This is a genomic window from Candidatus Zixiibacteriota bacterium, assembly GCA_035380245.1.
In the GTDB taxonomy this organism is placed as follows: Bacteria; Zixibacteria; MSB-5A5; order GN15; family FEB-12; genus DAOSXA01.
Genome location: DAOSXA010000001.1, coordinates 51,909 through 69,323 on the forward strand (window position 1 = coordinate 51,909; position 17,415 = coordinate 69,323).

At 52.9% G+C, this 17,415-nt stretch carries 15 protein-coding genes; 5 read left to right on the plus strand and 10 right to left on the minus strand.

What is annotated here, in order from left to right; all coding sequences use genetic code 11:
- Window position 1: 1 nt before the first annotated feature.
- Genes PLF13_00180 through PLF13_00210 form a run of 7 tightly spaced genes read right to left on the minus strand, consistent with a single transcriptional unit; the run spans window position 2 to window position 6,664 of the window.
- Window positions 2–1,099, minus strand: coding sequence for an ABC transporter permease (locus tag PLF13_00180; GenBank protein HOP05682.1), 1,098 nt, complete (start codon window positions 1,097–1,099; stop codon window positions 2–4).
- Window positions 1,099–2,205, minus strand: coding sequence for an ABC transporter permease (locus tag PLF13_00185; protein HOP05683.1), 1,107 nt, complete (start codon window positions 2,203–2,205; stop codon window positions 1,099–1,101). The genes PLF13_00180 and PLF13_00185 overlap by 1 nt, the downstream gene beginning before the upstream one ends.
- Window positions 2,192–2,938: an ATP-binding cassette domain-containing protein gene (locus PLF13_00190; GenBank protein ID HOP05684.1), complete on the minus strand. Its 747-nt coding sequence runs from the start codon at window positions 2,936–2,938 to the stop codon at window positions 2,192–2,194. The genes PLF13_00185 and PLF13_00190 overlap by 14 nt, the downstream gene beginning before the upstream one ends.
- Window positions 2,935–3,852, minus strand: a complete 918-nt coding sequence (locus PLF13_00195) for an ABC transporter ATP-binding protein (GenBank protein ID HOP05685.1) — start codon at window positions 3,850–3,852, stop codon at window positions 2,935–2,937. The genes PLF13_00190 and PLF13_00195 overlap by 4 nt, the downstream gene beginning before the upstream one ends.
- Complete coding sequence (locus PLF13_00200) at window positions 3,845–4,732, minus strand: HlyD family efflux transporter periplasmic adaptor subunit (protein ID HOP05686.1); 888 nt, start codon at window positions 4,730–4,732, stop codon at window positions 3,845–3,847. Before PLF13_00200 ends, PLF13_00195 begins: the two co-directional genes overlap by 8 nt.
- A 1-nt stretch (window position 4,733) precedes the next feature.
- Complete coding sequence (locus tag PLF13_00205) at window positions 4,734–6,041, minus strand: TolC family protein (protein ID HOP05687.1); 1,308 nt, start codon at window positions 6,039–6,041, stop codon at window positions 4,734–4,736.
- Window positions 6,038–6,664, minus strand: coding sequence for a TetR/AcrR family transcriptional regulator (locus tag PLF13_00210; protein HOP05688.1), 627 nt, complete (start codon window positions 6,662–6,664; stop codon window positions 6,038–6,040). The genes PLF13_00205 and PLF13_00210 overlap by 4 nt, the downstream gene beginning before the upstream one ends.
- A 402-nt stretch (window positions 6,665–7,066) precedes the next feature.
- Here PLF13_00210 and PLF13_00215 point away from each other — a divergent pair, with 402 nt between their 5' ends.
- The 3 genes from PLF13_00215 (at window position 7,067) to PLF13_00225 (ending at window position 11,022) form a co-directional block, all read left to right on the plus strand.
- Complete coding sequence (locus PLF13_00215; protein HOP05689.1) at window positions 7,067–8,536, plus strand: ATP-binding protein; 1,470 nt, start codon at window positions 7,067–7,069, stop codon at window positions 8,534–8,536.
- Window positions 8,533–9,915 (plus strand): sigma-54 dependent transcriptional regulator, encoded by a 1,383-nt coding sequence (locus PLF13_00220; protein ID HOP05690.1) that lies wholly within the window; start codon window positions 8,533–8,535, stop codon window positions 9,913–9,915. The genes PLF13_00215 and PLF13_00220 overlap by 4 nt, the downstream gene beginning before the upstream one ends.
- 288 nt (window positions 9,916–10,203) lie before the next feature.
- Window positions 10,204–11,022, plus strand: a complete 819-nt coding sequence (locus PLF13_00225; GenBank protein ID HOP05691.1) for a response regulator — start codon at window positions 10,204–10,206, stop codon at window positions 11,020–11,022.
- A gap of 265 nt (window positions 11,023–11,287) precedes the next feature.
- Here PLF13_00225 and PLF13_00230 read toward each other — a convergent pair whose 3' ends face one another.
- Window positions 11,288–12,184, minus strand: a complete 897-nt coding sequence (locus PLF13_00230) for a DUF4405 domain-containing protein (GenBank protein ID HOP05692.1) — start codon at window positions 12,182–12,184, stop codon at window positions 11,288–11,290.
- A gap of 281 nt (window positions 12,185–12,465) precedes the next feature.
- On the opposite strand from PLF13_00230, the gene PLF13_00235 reads away from it, so the two are divergent.
- A complete protein-coding gene (locus PLF13_00235) occupies window positions 12,466–12,957 on the plus strand; it encodes a hypothetical protein (protein ID HOP05693.1) in 492 nt (163 codons plus the stop codon).
- A 96-nt stretch (window positions 12,958–13,053) separates the two neighbouring features.
- Entirely contained in the window at window positions 13,054–14,175 is a 1,122-nt protein-coding gene (locus PLF13_00240; GenBank protein ID HOP05694.1) for a hypothetical protein, read from the plus strand.
- A 257-nt stretch (window positions 14,176–14,432) separates the two neighbouring features.
- Here the strand turns inward: PLF13_00240 and PLF13_00245 are convergent, their stop codons facing one another.
- Together PLF13_00245 and PLF13_00250 are read right to left on the minus strand one after the other, a co-directional pair.
- Entirely contained in the window at window positions 14,433–16,814 is a 2,382-nt protein-coding gene (locus PLF13_00245) for a TonB-dependent receptor (protein HOP05695.1), read from the minus strand.
- Between the two features lie 56 nt (window positions 16,815–16,870).
- Window positions 16,871–17,260 (minus strand): hypothetical protein, encoded by a 390-nt coding sequence (locus PLF13_00250; GenBank protein HOP05696.1) that lies wholly within the window; start codon window positions 17,258–17,260, stop codon window positions 16,871–16,873.
- Between the last annotated feature and the right edge of the window lie 155 nt (window positions 17,261–17,415).

The following is a 17,415-nucleotide window of genomic DNA, read 5'->3' on the forward strand; positions in this document are numbered from 1 at the left end:
CTTACGACACTCGCTTGGAAAAGCGCATCGCCGACAACCCAAAAACCGCCACGCCATAGATTGCCAGCATCACTACCTGGAACACCAGGTCCTGCAGCCCGGCTCCTTTCATCATGATCGCTCGGGTGATCTCGATGAAATACCGCATCGGATTGAGATAGGTAAGGTACTGCATCCAGGTCGGCATATTAGAAATCGGCGTAAAGAATCCCGAAGTCAGAATCGCGAACACCGAAAAGAACCAGGCAAAAAACATCGCTTGCTGCTGGGTCGAGGTCACATTCGAGAAAAACAACCCGATCCCCAACGGGGTGACCAGGTAAAGTCCGGCCAAAGCGAACAACAGCACCGAAGATCCCACGAACGGTACCTGGAACCAGAGTACGCCGAAGGTCAAGGCGATAATCGTCTCCAGAAAGCCCAGGATCGCGAAAGGTATCAGTTTGCCGAGGAGCAACTCCCGCCCCTTGATCGGTGTCACCATGAGTTGTTCCAACGTACCCAACTCACGTTCTCGTACGATCGCCATTGAGGTCAGCATAACCGTAACCATCGTCAATAAGGTCGCCACGATCCCGGGCACCATGAAATAGACCGATTCCGCCTCGGGATTATACAGGACATCGAAACGCAGATCCAGCGGGATACTGACACCGTAGTAAGCACTGATAAATATCTGCATCAACCGCCCCATATAACCGATCCCGATAGCTGTCTGGTTGGCATTGGAGCCATCGGTTATAAGTGAAACAGACGGGTTCTCACGATTCATCAAGTCATGGGCAAAACCCGGCGGTATAACGATTGCCATATCCGAAGAACTGCGCTTGAAATTATCTTCAAGATGTTGCAGCGCCATGATCGTATCGTTTGGCGTGAAATACCCGGAGGCCCCTACCGATCGGACCAGCTCGCGAGACTCATGGGTACGATCGAAGTCATATACATCGAGGCTCAGATTTTTAACGTCGATATTCACGACATACCCGAACAGCAGCAACTGAATTACCGGCATCAGGAAGATGATGCGAATCATGTTGCGGTCGCGAAGAATCTGAATGAATTCTTTTTTCACGACTCCGATCAAAGCCCGACTCATTAGGCAATCCTCCGCGTAAATTTCTTGCCGGCAATCAGCATCAACACCGTCATCAGAATAATCAAGTAGAGGCCCTGCATGGCCAGAACGTCAAGCCCGGCCCCCTTGAGGGCGATGCCGCGAATAATCGTCACGAAAAACTTGGCCGGTATTACGTTCGAAAGAAGTTGCAGTACTACGGGCATGTTTTTGACAGCGAAAATGAATCCGGAGAGCATCACTGCCGGAAGCATCGTCAGCATCATGGCCAGCATCATCGCCACCTGTTGCGTCTTTACCATCGCGGAGACAAGGACGCCAAGCGAAAGAGCCGTCGCCACGTATATCAAAGCAAATCCCAGCAGGAGTATTTGAGAACCGACGAAGGGTACATTGAACAACAACCTGGCGGCAACCAGCACCAGGACGGCATCGAGCAATGCCAGACCGATGTACGGGATGATCTTACCGGTTAAAATCTGCCAGGGCGTCACCGGCGCCGTCAACAACTGCTCCATCGTGCCGGTTTCTTTTTCACGGGCGATGGTGATCGAGGTCAGCAGAGCCGAGATCATCATCAGGATAATCGCCACCAGACCCGGGACAAAGAAATGCGAGGACTCCAGATCCGGATTGTACAGGTTCTGGATTGCCAGCCTGACCTGGGGTACTTCCACGCCGACCGGCAGATGTTCGAGAATAAACGTATTAACCAGCGCCTTGGAATAGTTCATCACCGCCGCGCCGAGGTTGTTGTCGGAGCCGTCGACGGTCATCCCCAACTCGTACGTTTGCCCATTACGCAGTTTTTCGGCGAACCCGGGTCGGATATACAACACCGCCGTTACGTCGTCAGAACGCATGGCGGCCTGAGGATCGGACAGAGAAACCGGATTTTCGGGACGCGAGAAATAAGGTGACGCGTAAAAGGCGTCAATCAACTCGGTTGACTCAATCGTTTTGTCGTAATCGACTATCGCTATGTTGATGTTCTTGATATCGAGGTTGATGGCATAACCGTACAGCAGCGTCATTATGATCGGCATGGCGATGGCGATAGCCAGCGATTTGGGATCGCGAAGAATGTGATAGAATTCCTTGACGGCAATAAATTTAATCTTTCGCACATTCGCCTCCCCGGCTGTCGATCAAGTCGATAAACATCGTTTCGAGATTCGGCGCTTTATATTTGGCGATCAAATCGAACGGCTTGCCTAATTCAACGATTTTCCCGCAGTGCATGATCGAGATTCGTCCGCAGTACTCCGCCTCGTCCATGTAATGAGTAGTTACGAACACCGTCACACCCTCTTCGGCCAGGTCGTACAGAATCGACCAGAACTTGCGCCGGAAAACCGGATCGACGCCGCCGGTCGGTTCGTCCAGAAAAATGATTTCCGGACGATGCAGCAACGATACCGCCAGCGCCAGTCTTTGTCTCCAGCCGATCGGTAACGAGACCGGTTGACGGTCCAGGATATCTTCCAGATGCAAGCGCGCCGCCAGTTCATCGCGTCTTTGCTTCACTTCTTTTCGGCTCATCCCATACGCCGCACCGTAAAAATCCATGTTTTCACGTCCGGTCAGATCGCCGTATAACGAAAATTTCTGCGACATATACCCGATTCGTGACTTGATCCGCTCCGATTCCTTTATGATATCGCAACCCGCCACGCGACCGTTGCCGGAGGTCGGCATGAGCAATCCGCACAACATACGGATCGCAGTGGTCTTACCGGCGCCGTTGGCTCCGAGGAATCCGAATATCTCCCCCTTCGCGACCGTCAGCGAGATATTGTCAACAGCGGTAAAATCACCGAACCGCCGAGTCAGATTGACAACTTCAACGGCGTTGTTCATGACAACCGCTCCATGAGTTGAATGAAACAATCCTCGAGATCCGCTTCGATCGGATTTATCGCATTGAAATCAAGTCCCAAACGTTCTATCCCGGCGCGATAATGCTCGATATCATCATCACGATCGATACTGAGATGCAATCCCGCCCCGAATCGACGAGCTGTAATCCCTTCGATGTTATTTAGTTTTTCAACCAGCGTCGAGGCAGGCTCCACATCGAGATAATACAAGCGCCCTTCGAACAAGTGCCGCAACTCATCGGGAGTCCCCTCCGCCAGCTTTTTGCCACCGAAAATGAAACAAGCCCGATCGGCCCGCGCCACTTCGTCCATGTAAGGCGTGGAGACCAGAATCGTTACCCCCTCGTTACGGAGATTCAAGAGAATTTCCCAGAACTGTCGTCGCGACAAAGGATCCACACCGGTGGTTGGTTCATCGAGAAATAGAAATTTAGGATCGTGCATCAAAGCGCACGACAATGCCAGTTTCTGCTTCATCCCGCCGGACAGCGCCTGGGCGCGTCGACCGCGAAACGGCTTGAGGTTGGAGAACCGATACAACTCTTCCGCCCGCTTCTCGAACGCTTCCCCGTAAACGTCGAAAATGCCGGCGTAAAAACGTAGATTCTCTTCGACCGACAGGTCCGGATACAACGAAAACACCTGCGGCATATAACCCAACTCCGGCTTGATTTCATCGAACCGGTCGGACATGTTGCGCCCGCCGATAAGGATTTCACCCTTATCCATGTCGATCAGGTTGCAGATCAGGCGCATGAGCGTGGTCTTTCCGGCGCCGTCCGGTCCGACCAGCGCCGTGATCTGTCCCGTCGGCAGATCGAGCGAAAAATCAGTCAGCGCCGCAATCGAACCGTATCGACGCGAGACATCGTTTATCTGAAGCGCATTATTCATGGTCAAGCGTCACGTAAACCGGCATGCCGATCTTCAGCATTCTTTCACTGTTGTCCACACTGACCTTCACGGCATACACTAAATTGGCGCGTGATTTTTTAGTCTGTACATTCTTGGGGGTGAACTCCGCCTCCTCCGATGTCCAGACGACCGTGCCGGGATACTGGCCCGCTTCGGTCTCGGTGTCAACCGTGGCTTTATCGCCAACCTTGATGCGGGAGAATTCTTCCAGCGGCAGGTAGACCTTGACATGGAAGCGGTTGAGATTGGATATCTTGGCAATCGGTTTGCCGGGTGCAAGCAGCTCGCCCTTGTCGACAAATTTCTCCGTCACCACCCCGTCGATTCCGCTTACCGGGTAGCAATCCGCAATCGCTTGTTCGATACGCGCTATTTCCGCCTCAATTTTCATTAACTCGGCTTTAATGGACTCGATACTTGTCCGCGCCGTAGCCGTTCCCAATTTAGCCTGGGCCAGTTCGTGTTCGATCTGATCCATACGCGCCGTAGTTCCGGTACCAGACTGCACCAACGCTGCAATACGAGCATATTCTTTTTCCAAATAGCTTTCTGACTCGACCGCCTGTTGCCGTCGAACCTCGGCCGCATTCAACTGCGCCTCGGCCGAAGCCTTACCGGCCAATGCCGCCTGGTGCTCCAGTTCCAGTTTGGTGGCGTCGATTACTACCAGCGTATCTCCCGCCTTGACTTCGGACCCCTCATTGAAGAGCTCCCGGTCAACACGTCCCGCAGCTTCGGCCGAAACGATTATCTCATCCGTTTCCAGAATACCGGAGCTACCGGCTCGGTCTTGTTCACCGCTGCAACCGAAAGCCAACAACAGAACCGGCAACAATACTATGGCAAATAACCGTCTCATTTCATTCTCCTTTGGCTTGAACATGCTTGCCAACCAGGTATTCGTATTGATTCAGCGCCAGGCGATAGTCGGCCTCGGACGAAGCAAGCATCGCCTCAGCCTGACTCAGGGCCGCTTCCGTATCCAGCAGATGATTGGGTGAAAGCACTCCCTCGCGATTTTTCACTTTGGCCAGGCGGTAGTTATCGGCGGCAATGCGATAACTCGTTTCCGCCGTGCGGTATCCGGTATAAGCTAGTTTGAGACTTTCATAAGCAATCCGGGCTTGCTGCAGCAACGCCTCATGGACTCGATCGTACTCGTGACGACTCGCCTCAAGACGTTGTCGCGCCGCTCGTACCTGTGCTCCGGTACGACCACCCAGATTGAACGACCAATTGAGCGTCGCCCCAACCGTTGCGTTACCGTTAAAATCTTTTTCAAACGGACTGAGGTTCGGTTTGCCGTACGCATACCCGGCAAAAACAGCCAGGTCCGGCATATAAGAGGCCTTATTGAGTCTGATGATAGATCGATTTAATTCAATCGCCGATCGCGCCCCCACCAGTTCCGCCTTGTTGTCGTTGAGTACGACTTGTTCTTCAGGTACTTCCGAAGGAGCGGGGTATGCTTCGGTCAGTCTGATCGAAACCTCCGGCTCCAAACCGAGCAACATCGACAACACAATTTCCCGACTCCGTCGTCCGCTTGCGGCTTGATCCACCGCCAGCGAGGCGTTGTTGACCGCCAGTTCGGCTTCGTAAAGATCGACCGAATCGGCCGTGCCCGCGTCATACATCGACTGTACGTCCTGGCGGAGCAATTCCGTTCGCGTTAGCGATGATCGGGCAGCGTCAACCAGTTCGTCCGCCCGAGCCAGCTCCAGGCAGGACTGCCGGGCAAGATAACGGATATCATCCGAGGATTTCTGTTCGAGCGCGTTCCTGATCGCCAGATTAGCTTGGGCCAGATCAATCGACGATGAGATTTTCCCGCCGGTGTACAGAGGTAGACTTATTTTCACGTTAGTCTGATAGTTTTCGTGCAGCCCGATATCGCGTTGGATCCGGTTCCCGAGTATCTCCATATCAAGCTGGGAAATATCGCTATTGTGGAGAGCGGTGGCATCGGCCGTGATATTCGGGAAACGACCCGCTCGGGCAGCTTTAAGATCAGCCTGGTACGCCTCGCTCTCGGCTCGAGCTTTTTTAAGGTCCCAGGAATGATTCAGCGCCATCTGTTCCGCCTGAGCTGAAGTCAGATCGACCGCTCCTGAAAAACCCGCCGTCAGGCAAAACCAGCTCATGGTTATCAGTAATATCGCTTTCATCGTGCTAACACTCCGTTCAGAAGCAGATCCACTACAGCCTCCTTACGTTCGGCAATCATCTTTTCGGCATCGGGGAATTCCATGACCCGCTGCATAATCGGAAGCATCAGAAAGAATCCGACACTCATGGATATCAAAGACGTCATGGTATGGAGGACATTGACATTCCGCAGATGACCGCTTTTTACACCGTCCAAAAGGCGCATACGGAGAACTTCCGGAACTCCGGACCGGCGGAAAGTCTCCCCCACCTTATCAATGATCGCGCTGTCGTCGTTCGCCAACTCCCGCAACATTATTTTACGCAGGGCGGGGTTGGCAGTAAAAATCATCGTATGTGATTCCAATATCGCCCCTATAACATCTCTGAGAGTGTCCAGCTTGACCACCCGGTCGTATATACGCTGGGCAACCGATGTGATGCGATCGGAAATCGTTTCATCGTACAAGTTATCTTTTGACTGAAAATGGTAGTAAATCATGGCTTTGTTCACCCCGGCTCGTCCGGCTATCCGGTCAACCCGAGAGCCTGCTTTACCATATTCGGCGAACTCCTCAACAGCGGCATTGATAATTTTCGCTCGAGTTGATTCCGCCTCAGTCCTCTCGGGATCACTACTCATTTAACTAACCTTTCAGTTAAACCAACTATTTAGTTAAATATACGGATCATTTATCGGAAACGTTATGACTTTTTTCATTATTTTATTTAGTTGTTGCTATAAAACAAGTTAACTGGATAAATTTATTATCCTACGGTCCCGGATATCGGCCTATTGCGCTCACTATGGACCTGTTTTTAACTTTGCTTGTTACTTGAGGGAATGTCTCAATGGCTCCTGATCGCCTGGGCTTACCGGATCGAGCGCAATCGCCGACCTCTATTACAACAGGCTGATAGTCTCGACAGGTAACTACCGGAGAAACGAATACACCGTGACGACCGGAAACGCGGTGTGTATAAAATTCCGATGCCCGGCAGAGAGGGTTATAGGGGCAGCCGGTTGTAATAGGGAGATTGACCAATGAGACTTGCATTCAAGATAATGGTGGCTTTGATAATCGTCGTGGCGATTCTGATGGCTATCAACAGCTATCTTGTCGTGCAGCGAGAGGTGGCTCTTTTTCGTTCCGATATGAACCTGCATGCTTACCTGCTGGGCAGTGTTCTGGCCAGTTCCGCCAGCGATATCTGGCGCTCCACCGGTCCTGAGCGGGTACGCAGCATCGTTGCCGATGCCAATCGTTCCGAGAATCTGGTGCGCGTCCGCTGGGTTCGATTCGATGTTCCCCCGGATAATCCCGATGCTCCCCTGGCAACCATACCGGATCTGCGCCCGCTGGAAACCGGTCATGAACTATTGTTCTCCGAATATCAGGTTAAGGGGAAGTCATTCCACATTGCTTATTTCCCGGTTCAGTCGAGCACTTCTTACATCACCGCCCTGGAGCTGTCCCAGCCGCTTTCCCTGATGCATAATTACGTGAGAGCGACGGTCCTGCGACATGTCGTCCTTTTTGTTTCTTTTATCCTTGTCGGGAGTCTTCTGTTCTGGTGGCTGGGGATACATTTGGTAGGTCGACCTATTCACACTCTGGTTCGTCAGGCTCATACTGTCGGTGAAGGTGATCTTGACGTTCGCAACAACCTCACGGAGGTCAGCGACGAGATCGGAGAACTGGCGCGAGGGATGAACGACATGGTCGAGAGGCTCGGTGAAGCCCACCGTCGGGTAGAGCACGAAACGGCCCGGAGAATCGAAGCGATCGAGCAGCTCAATCATGCCGAACGGCTGGCCACGGTCGGCAAACTTGCCTCCGGTTTGGCCCATGAACTGGGGACACCGCTCAATGTCGTGGCCGGTCGCGCCAAGATGATCGCCGATGAGGAAATGTCCCGGGACGAAATAGTCGACAGTGCTTCCGTCATCAGAAACCAGGCGGAGCGAATGACCGGTATCATTCGACAGTTACTGGATTTCGCACGACGCAAGCGCTCCGAGAAGAAACTCGAAGATATCGCGTTGCCCGTCAGGAACGTGTTGCATGTTTTAACCCCAATCGCCTCTCAGAGTAAAGTGGAACTCAAGACGGACAGCGACGGGAACACTACCCAGGTCATGATGGACTCCGGGCAAATCCAGCAAATCATATCCAATCTCGTCGTGAATGCCATACATGCCATGCCGAACGGCGGCCTAATCACTATCGGATACGGTCAACGAACCGTCTGCCCACCGGCCGACAGAGGCGACGACGAGGGCGAATATGGGTATATTGAAGTGATCGATAACGGCGTCGGTATTCCCCAGGAAAATCTCTCACGTATCTTCACTCCGTTCTTCTCGACCAAACAAGTAGGCGAAGGCACCGGGCTCGGGCTGTCTATCGCGCACGGCATCGCAACCGAACACGGCGGCTGGCTGACCGTTGACAGCACTGTCGGTGTCGGCACTAAATTCACACTTTATTTACCTTTAGGAAAGACGGTATGATCGGAAAAGCGATCGTCATCGACGACGACCAAAGCACCTGCGAAATGCTGGCGGCCTCGCTCAGCCGCAAAGGTTTAGAAATATCCTGGCACACATCGGTCCGGGAAGCAGATTCCGTTCTGAATTCGCAAGAATACGACGTCGTGCTCACCGATATGAACATGCCGGGAGAGGACGGCCTTTCATTGTGTCGTCGACTGGTCGAAAGCCGTCCCGATATCCCGGTCGTCGTTATAACGGCATTTGGCAGCATGGAAACAGCGGTTTCGGCGCTTCGGGCCGGAGCGTACGATTTCGTCAATAAACCGATTGACCTCGATGTCCTCGCTTTGATCCTCAAACGTGCCGTGGAACACCGTCGGTTACTCGAACGAATACGGATTTTGAATGAGACGATCGATGCCCCTTCCCGTTTCGACGGTCTTATCGGAGCCAGCCATCCGATGAGTGAGCTGTTCGAGTTGATTCGCCGCGTCGCGGCCGTCGACGCCTCTGTCCTGATCAGCGGTGAATCCGGAACCGGAAAAGAACTGGTTGCCCGCGCCCTGCACAACAACTCCTCCCGCCGTGAGGCTCCGTTCGTGGCCGTTAACTGCTCGGCCATGCCGGAGACGCTCCTCGAAAGCGAGTTGTTCGGTCATGTCAAAGGCTCATTCACCGGCGCACGCACCGATCATGACGGCCTTTTCGTTCAGGCCAACGGCGGCACTCTGCTGCTGGACGAGATCGGTGAAATGCCTCTATCATTACAACCAAAACTGCTGCGTGCTATCGAACAGCGTTCGGTGCGCCCGATTGGCGGTACCCAGGAGAAGAGTTTCGATATCCGCATTATCGCCGCCACCAATCGCGATCTCGAACACATGGTCCACGAGGGCTATTTCCGTCAAGACTTGTTTTACCGATTCAACGTCATCCCGATCAACCTGCCGCCGTTGAGAGTACGAGACAACGATATCCTGCTTCTGGCCGAACGGTTTATCAAGGAATTCGCCTCCCGCACCGGAAGAGAAGTTGGCGGCTTGTCAACACCGGTTGCCCAAAAGCTGCTTGCCTACCCCTGGCCCGGAAATGTTCGTGAACTGAGAAACTGTATCGAACACGCGGTAACTCTTACGAAGCACAACAAACTAGTGATCGATGACCTGCCCGACAAAATCTCCGGACACACCGCATCAAGTCCGATCGTCATGTCCAACATCCCAGGTGAACTGGTCCCGATGGACGAAGTCGAGCGGCGCTATATTACCCATGTTCTGACGGCCGCCGGCGGCAACAAGTCGACCGCGGCTACGATTCTCGGGATGGATCGCAAGACGCTCTATCGGAAAATTGAGCGCTACGGGATATCAGTCGAGCCCTCTTCCGATGCGGATTGATCTGTTCACAGATCACCTTTTCAAAAGCATCACATTGTAGACATCTGCCCCAGTGTGGCATAACGCCACAAAATCGCCTGATTCAGCACCGCTTTCTGCAATAGCTATATCGTTACATTTCTATGACTTACGCTGCCCGGCACACACCATGCTATTACAATTATCAGTTAATAAAATGCCAACGGTAAGTCGACTATGAATGACCTGGAGTCAATTGAAACAACCGCACAGAAAAAGAAGAGTTTTTACCGACCGCTCAGGTAGTCGGTTATATGAAGGAGACAAATCATGAACAAGCAGCAACAAGAAGCCGGACAGCGCATCACTGAACATACCGATAGCGCCACAGCCGTACGCACGATGCCGCGCATCCTCGTTGCCGAGGATGATCCCGAAATGCGTCGCCTCCTTGTCTGGAATCTGCGCAAGGAGGGTTTTGAAACGGTAGAGTGCTCCGATGGTTGGGAATTGCTCGACCATCTCGGCAAGCCGGTGCTCGACGGCGATCCCGATGATTTCGATCTCGTCGTCTCCGATATTCGTATGCCGGGTGCTACCGGGCTCGAAGTACTCGAGGGAATCAATGAGACGGAATGGTTCGTTCCGATGATTCTCATCACTGCGTTCGGCAGCGATCAGGTACATCGTGAAGCCGAAGAACTGGGCGCGGCGGGAATTTTCGACAAGCCGTTCGAAGTGCAGGACTTGATCGAACGCATCCGTCAGGTGCTGGTGCTCGATTCTCCCCTCGGACACAACTGGAAACCCGCCAAACGACCGGCAGCCGCCGAACTCGGCATCGACGTGGTATTCGATCACATGGAACCGATTCAACATATCGAACGGAAAGTCCATGAAGCAGCCGCGATCCTGCGCGATATCAACTATCAGATCCTGTACAGCCGTGCCGTAATCACCGGCCCCAGCCCGGGACGTCCGCTCCGGTACCATGTCCAGATCATGGTCACTCTCCCCGACAGGGTATTCGTGGTAAGATCCAATCTGAAGTCGATTAAAAGCGAAGAGGAACTTAACGCCGCTATTCCGCTTGCCTTCGAGATCACTCTCGGCAAGATCAAAAAGTTTTTGGCTAGTCGACCTGACTAACCCTGCCACACATCGTCCCGGCTGCAGAAGCAGCCGGGACGATTTCAAAACCATGCCGCTCCGATTACCGGCCCGTTTCGGCGGACCGTTCTCCCTTGGGGAGGCTGTTGAAAAAGCCATACGCTTGTATATTCGATGAACCACTACTGTAATGCGGGCGACACAAGGCCGCCCGCTACGCGAGACTATGGCTCCTCAACGCGTAGCGGCGGGGCTTGCCTCCGCCGCAATTGAAGTTTGCCAACAATCCCCGGGGGGTCGATTTTCACTTTCCCGTCTCCGAGCGTTCAGGCTGATACCCTTCAATAAGCATCGCTTTCATTATTTCGATAGCCTCCGTCCCAATCGTTTCGGCCGTGGCTTTCATCGTCATTTCCATGTCGGGAGTGATTCCGACCGCTCGCAATCGTGACGCGGCTGTCGTCGTATCGAGCCCCAGACGTAAACAAACCGAACCGATTGATTTATTACCGATCCCGGTCCCAGCAAACTCGACCTCTATTGTCTCCGGCGTATATTGCCCTAATTTCTCCGGTTCAGGCTCAGGCTCGAATTTCTTTATCATGAGATAGAGTTCCATCGGCGCAATATCGTTGCGTTCCGCAATCGTTTCGAGCGTCTCATCGACTCCTGAGAATTTGATTCCGTTCGCCTTCAATTCAGCCGTGGCCCTGGCCAAGTTGATATCCATTTTGGTCGTAAAGGTTTTCAGCGATTGCAATTCGGCATGCCCGAACGGTGGCTCGTATTCATTTTGAACAACCCAAACATCTTTTAACCAGGTATTGAAATCGAGCAGATACGACAACGGCGGAAACGGCCAGATGGCGCTGACCACAACCCAAACCGACAACACCGATGAAATCGCCAGCTCCCGGCGCAATTTCACTCCCCTACGGGCCTTGTCCTTGAAGTAGTTCATCAACGGCTTCCAGTTCAAATAAATATGAACACCACCGGCTATGATGAAAAGGATGCTCGACAGAATATGAATGTTGCCCCACTGAGTCTTGGTCAGTCCCAGCATCGACCAGGTAGTCCAATAAGCAACCCTCCCAGCCGGTTCGACATACAACACCAGACCAGTGATTGCCATGATTATAAAACCGAACAGGGTGAAAAAGGAAGTCAACCCGCGAGTATGTATTTTTCCTGAGGCCATTTTTTGCTCCATATATTTCAGTTTTCTACTTTAGATACAAACCGGTCAAAAATGATTCAATGACTGTACCGTACGGTTCACCACCGCTTCGGTTAGTGATCACTAACGTACACTGAGCGGCTCTCGCAGATGACACCCTCACCCGTATTCACAACCACGACAACGGGATAATTACAGTCAGACATGTTTGGCACGGCAGTTGTATATCTCCCCGGACAAGAACGAAATTAGACTATTCCCAAAGGGAATTGATACATCGTAGACTCGAAAGGAGCACAACCATGAAGATTAACAGCAGCCTCTTGACAGCGATAGCCATCTTTGGAATGGCTCTGCTGATTGCCCCGGTCGGACAGGCTCAGACTTGTAACGGTTCCGGCGGCAATTTCATCGATCTCGACGGAGACGGCTTTAACGATAACGCGCCCGACGCTGACGGCGACGGTATTCCGAACGGCCTGGATGAAGACTGGATTAAGAATCCGCAGGACGGAACCGGCTACAAGAACGCGTACAAGAAGGGTCAACTCGGTCAGAACAGCATGCAGGATCCGGCCAAGGCTCAGTCCATGACCAAGTCCCAGCAGTTCAAGCGCCTTCAGATGTTTGCCGGAAACATCCTGCGCAACCGGATCAGCGCCCTTGGCGGTATGAACGGCTCCGGCGCCGGTATCTGTGACGGTTCCGGTTCCGGTAGTGGCGCCGGAACGGGTATCTGCGACGGCACCGGCCCGCACGGCGGCGGTCAGCGTAACGGCAACGGCGGCAAGTAATGTTCTCTTGATCGTTGGTTCTAGAACTCGATCGGGCGGCGCGTGAACCGCCCGGTCGAGATTTGTTAACGGAAGATGTCTTGCAGAGGGAACATCATGCGAAACAAAATCACCTTGTCGATCCTGGCACTCCTCAGCGCGACGGCCCTGGCAACCGCCCGGGCTGAGACCAAAACCGACCTGTCTTTCGGCAGCGGCTATCAAGGCAATCTCTTTGCCGATTCCAACAGCACCGGTGATGCCTTCGCAACTTTAGGGATCGACTTACAGCATTATCCCTCCGGATCGGTACAACTGGCCGCAAGCGGCCATTATAACCATTTCATTGAATACGAGGATTTGTCCAACTTCATCGGTGACTTATCGGTGGTAATAATCCCAACCGGAAATCAGTCACGCACGAACCTCTCTCTGTCGGGAGCTTTCTCAATCCGGCATTTCGGTGATGCTTACGAACTCTACGATCAGATCGGCGCTTTGATATCGGCCAGTCTCGGTTACGGCCTCACCCCCGGTATATTCCTGCACTCCTCGGCAGCTTTCGTCAACACCAGCTATACCAACGCCGATTACGGTTCCAGTCGCAGCCTCGATCTTTCAACGGGAATAAACCTGACCCTCTTCGGCGCCAACAGCTTTGCCCTGAAGGGAGATTTTACCACCCGGTCAATCGATCAATTGATCACCGCATCGACTTCCGGCTCCGGTCATGGCTCCGGCAACGAGCAGGACAATTCGGACAATTATCGAACTGCGGGTGTTTCTTTGCGCTATTCGCGTCCCCTCAGCGCTCGCACCGGATTTAGTTTCTCGGCCGGATATCGCTGGATGCACGTCGACCAGGGTTTCGCCGTGTACGGCTATACTATCGATTACCTTTCACCCTGGGCCGACATGTGGGAAGGGCCGAGTTTCTCTGCCGGGCTCAAGCACTTTTTCCCACACCAGATCAAGGCGGATTTATCCGTCGCCCGGTACGATAAGAGTTTCGTTGATATCATTGAATCGGTCGATGAGACCGAAGAGAGCTTTTGGTTCGAGTCTCGTGACGACAAACTAACCGCGATAACTCTGTCTCTTTCACGACCGTTTTCTCTCAGCGACGGCCGCCTGGTAACGCCGTCGTTCAATTTCAGCTACCGCGATAATAACTCCACCGCGGCGCTGTATGATTACGATGACATGGTAGTATCGATGTCTCTGGCTATGAACTTATAAAAATCCCCCTCTGTGGCCTGGATCGGGATTCGAGTCGTCCTCTCTGCCGACTCGTTCCCGGTCCGGTCAATTTTCGGTCAACGAACAAACCGGTCGTGGTTCCTTAACACCACGACCGGTTTTCATAACACCATGCAAATGGTGTCTCTTTATTAATCGATTTATAGCGAAACTGAACGGCGGGGCTGCGCGGTGTCCGACAAACCACGCTTGCCCCGCCTCAGAAGCGATCCCAAGCCGTAAAAGGATCCCAAAATCTACAGCGTTATCTGAATCCCCCCATACAACAAGCGGCCGTAGACCGGCGCATACATGAAGGCCGCGTCACTGATGTGTTTTACTTTCTGGGTATAGTCGCCAAGATTCTTCGCGCCGGCATACAGCTTATAACGATTCATAATCGTTCGACTGATACGGGCGTTGAACAACACGTAAGACTCGGTTTCGTATATCTGGATATCCGCCGGGTCCTCGGGCTCCGTCAGATCGATTTTCATCGAGCCCTTGATATCGGCATCGGTCGTGAGACTCCAGCCGTTGTAAGTATAGTCGATCTTAAAACCTCCGGAGATGTTGGGATAACGTGGAATATCCCGACTCATTTCCTTATAGGGCGTCCCCAGCCAGTCCTCGCGAGGATTGTCGTATTTGCCTTTAAAAAGCTCCAGGCGTCCGCTCAGCACTAGGCCCTCGGAGGGCGACACGGAACCGTTTGTCTCGATACCGGACACGTAAGCATCGTCGATATTCTCCCACTGATAGTCATAACCCATCCGGGACACATCCTCGTCAGCCTCGACAAAAGCGATAGCATCGGTAAGTTCGGTGCGGTAAGCATTTATGCTGACGGTGGCACGCCGTGCCGTATATTCAGCGGTCATCGAATAACTGATCGACTTTTCCGGTTTCAAATTGCTCCCCTTGTAGACTCGGGGTGAACCACTGCACAGGTGCAGGTCTTCGGAAAATCCATAGGGTACCCGGAATCCACTGCCGACCGATCCACGCAGTTTCCATGAATCGGAAAAACTATACTGAACGGAAAAACGGGGATTGACCGTCGATTCATCGTATTCGAGCGGGTCCAGTCCCTGAGCGAGAATATCACCGGAACCGTGGAATTCATCTTCCGAGCTGTGATAATCGAACCGCAGTCCGGCCACTACTTCCAGTTTACGCGATAATTTTGCTTCGTCCTGCAGGTAGGCGCCGAATTCATCCGCTTTCTTGTGAGAAAGAGAGGAATATGGAGTCGCCGTCTCGGCATCGAGATACATGCCGGTCTCTTCGAGGCTGTTATGAGAGTATTGTAATCCGACCAGCAGGCGATGGCGATTACCCAGCGGCTGTACCAGATTAAGATTGGTGACCAGCAATTTTTCTTCGGCCAGATAAGGACGCAGCAGGTGCACCGGGGGCTCCACGCCATAGGCTTCGATATAATCACCGAGGAACGTATCATTGGTGGCATCACGCTTATGATTGGAATAAGCGACACTGGCGTTCACCTCAGAGCCGTTTGCCAGACCGATCCGGTATTCGGCCTGACCCGAGAAACGGTCGGTATTGATCCGCTCGGTTCCTTCGGCAAACGGGTTTTCGAACTGCCGATCGGTCAACCAGCCGCCTATTCTTGATTCTGCCAGAAGCCGACCACGCAAAATGAGGCGGTCGGCTCCCAACAGATCGTTGCGATAGAGGTTGAAGCCGAGATTTTTCACCGATGAACGAACGCGGTCGATCCAGCCGTCCGGCTCATAGACACCACCGGGGGCATTGACATCACCGGTTTCGTCCAGCTCATCCTGTTCGCTTTGCTGAGCGTACAGGAACAAGCCGACCTTATCGCGCCGCGAACTCGCGGTAATGCTGTACTTGTTCGTTCCCGCTTCGCCGAATTCCATATCGACCTGTCCCTCGGTCTTCATCGGTACCGTAGAAACCACATTAATGGCACCCGCCACAGCATTCGAGCCATACAGCGCCGATCCGGCTCCCTTGACAATCTCAATATGATCGACATCGGCTGTGCTCAACTGCTGAAGACCGTACACCGAGGCCAGACCGGAATAGATCGGCTGACCGTCCAACAGCACCTGGGTGTGGTCCGCTCCCAGGCCCTGCATTCTGAGAATTGTGAAATTACATCCCTGGCATTGTTGTTCGACTTTGACTCCGGGTTCACCGTCCAGCGCCTCGAATATATTCCGGGCCGATTTTTCCTCGATAGCCGCCTTCGACACCACTTCCGTAAACACGGGGCTTTCTTTTACATATCGAGGCGTTCTGGTGCCGGTAACCACGATCCCGCCGGCGTCTATTTCTGAACGTTCCAGCTCCGGAGACAACTCCAGCGTACGGCCGTCGACGACATCTATTTCATGACGATACGTCACATACCCAACGGCCGAAACGATCAGTCGCTGTTTGCCGACAGGTATATGTTTCAACTCGAAGCGGCCGGTTGAATCGGCCATTACTCCCAGGTTGGTGCCCTCGATCAGCACCGACGCAAACGGAATCCCCTCTGCATTGCTTTTGTTCTTCACCGTTCCGGCGGCAATACCGCCGTGGGCCAGAACGGACCCGGCAGCGAATGTCAGAACCACCAGACAAATCAGCAGTTGCCTAAGCATCATCTATCCTCATCTCATTGGTATTGTTCGGTGAGCGTTTTTACGGCGCTCGCATCGTATTATGACAACGAGAAAAGGTCGGGCGGCCCCCGCTTATCACGAGCGATTATGACAATTCGGGAATATGGATAAAATCGAAATTGTTCGGCGACAGCAACGGTGCCGCCCGGAACTCGGGCCTCAAAGGCCCGATCCGGGCAATCGGTAAGGAGTATTTTCCCTACCGCACCGATTACAGTGTAAGAATGGGTAGAGTGAGCGTGGCGATCGCCGTGGCGATCACCGTCATTTACCGGATGACTGTGAACGATGACCCGACCGTTTTCCAGCACATGCAGATGTAATCCGTGCATCTGACCGACGTTGAAGGAGACAATGGCGAAAACGAGCAACAACGCTGTCAGTTGTCCAAGGCCGACATCTTTTATGTGGAAATGGTCCAGTCTCACCTTCACCGCTAAATGAAATTGAAATTCATTTTCATGTAGCCTTAATAACCAATCCGGCCGAGACTGTCAACAGATTTTTTGTGAATAATGTCACTTAAATTAAAAAACACCGAAGCGGCTCTCGATCCGCCTCGGTGTCGCTTCCAAGCAGAAGT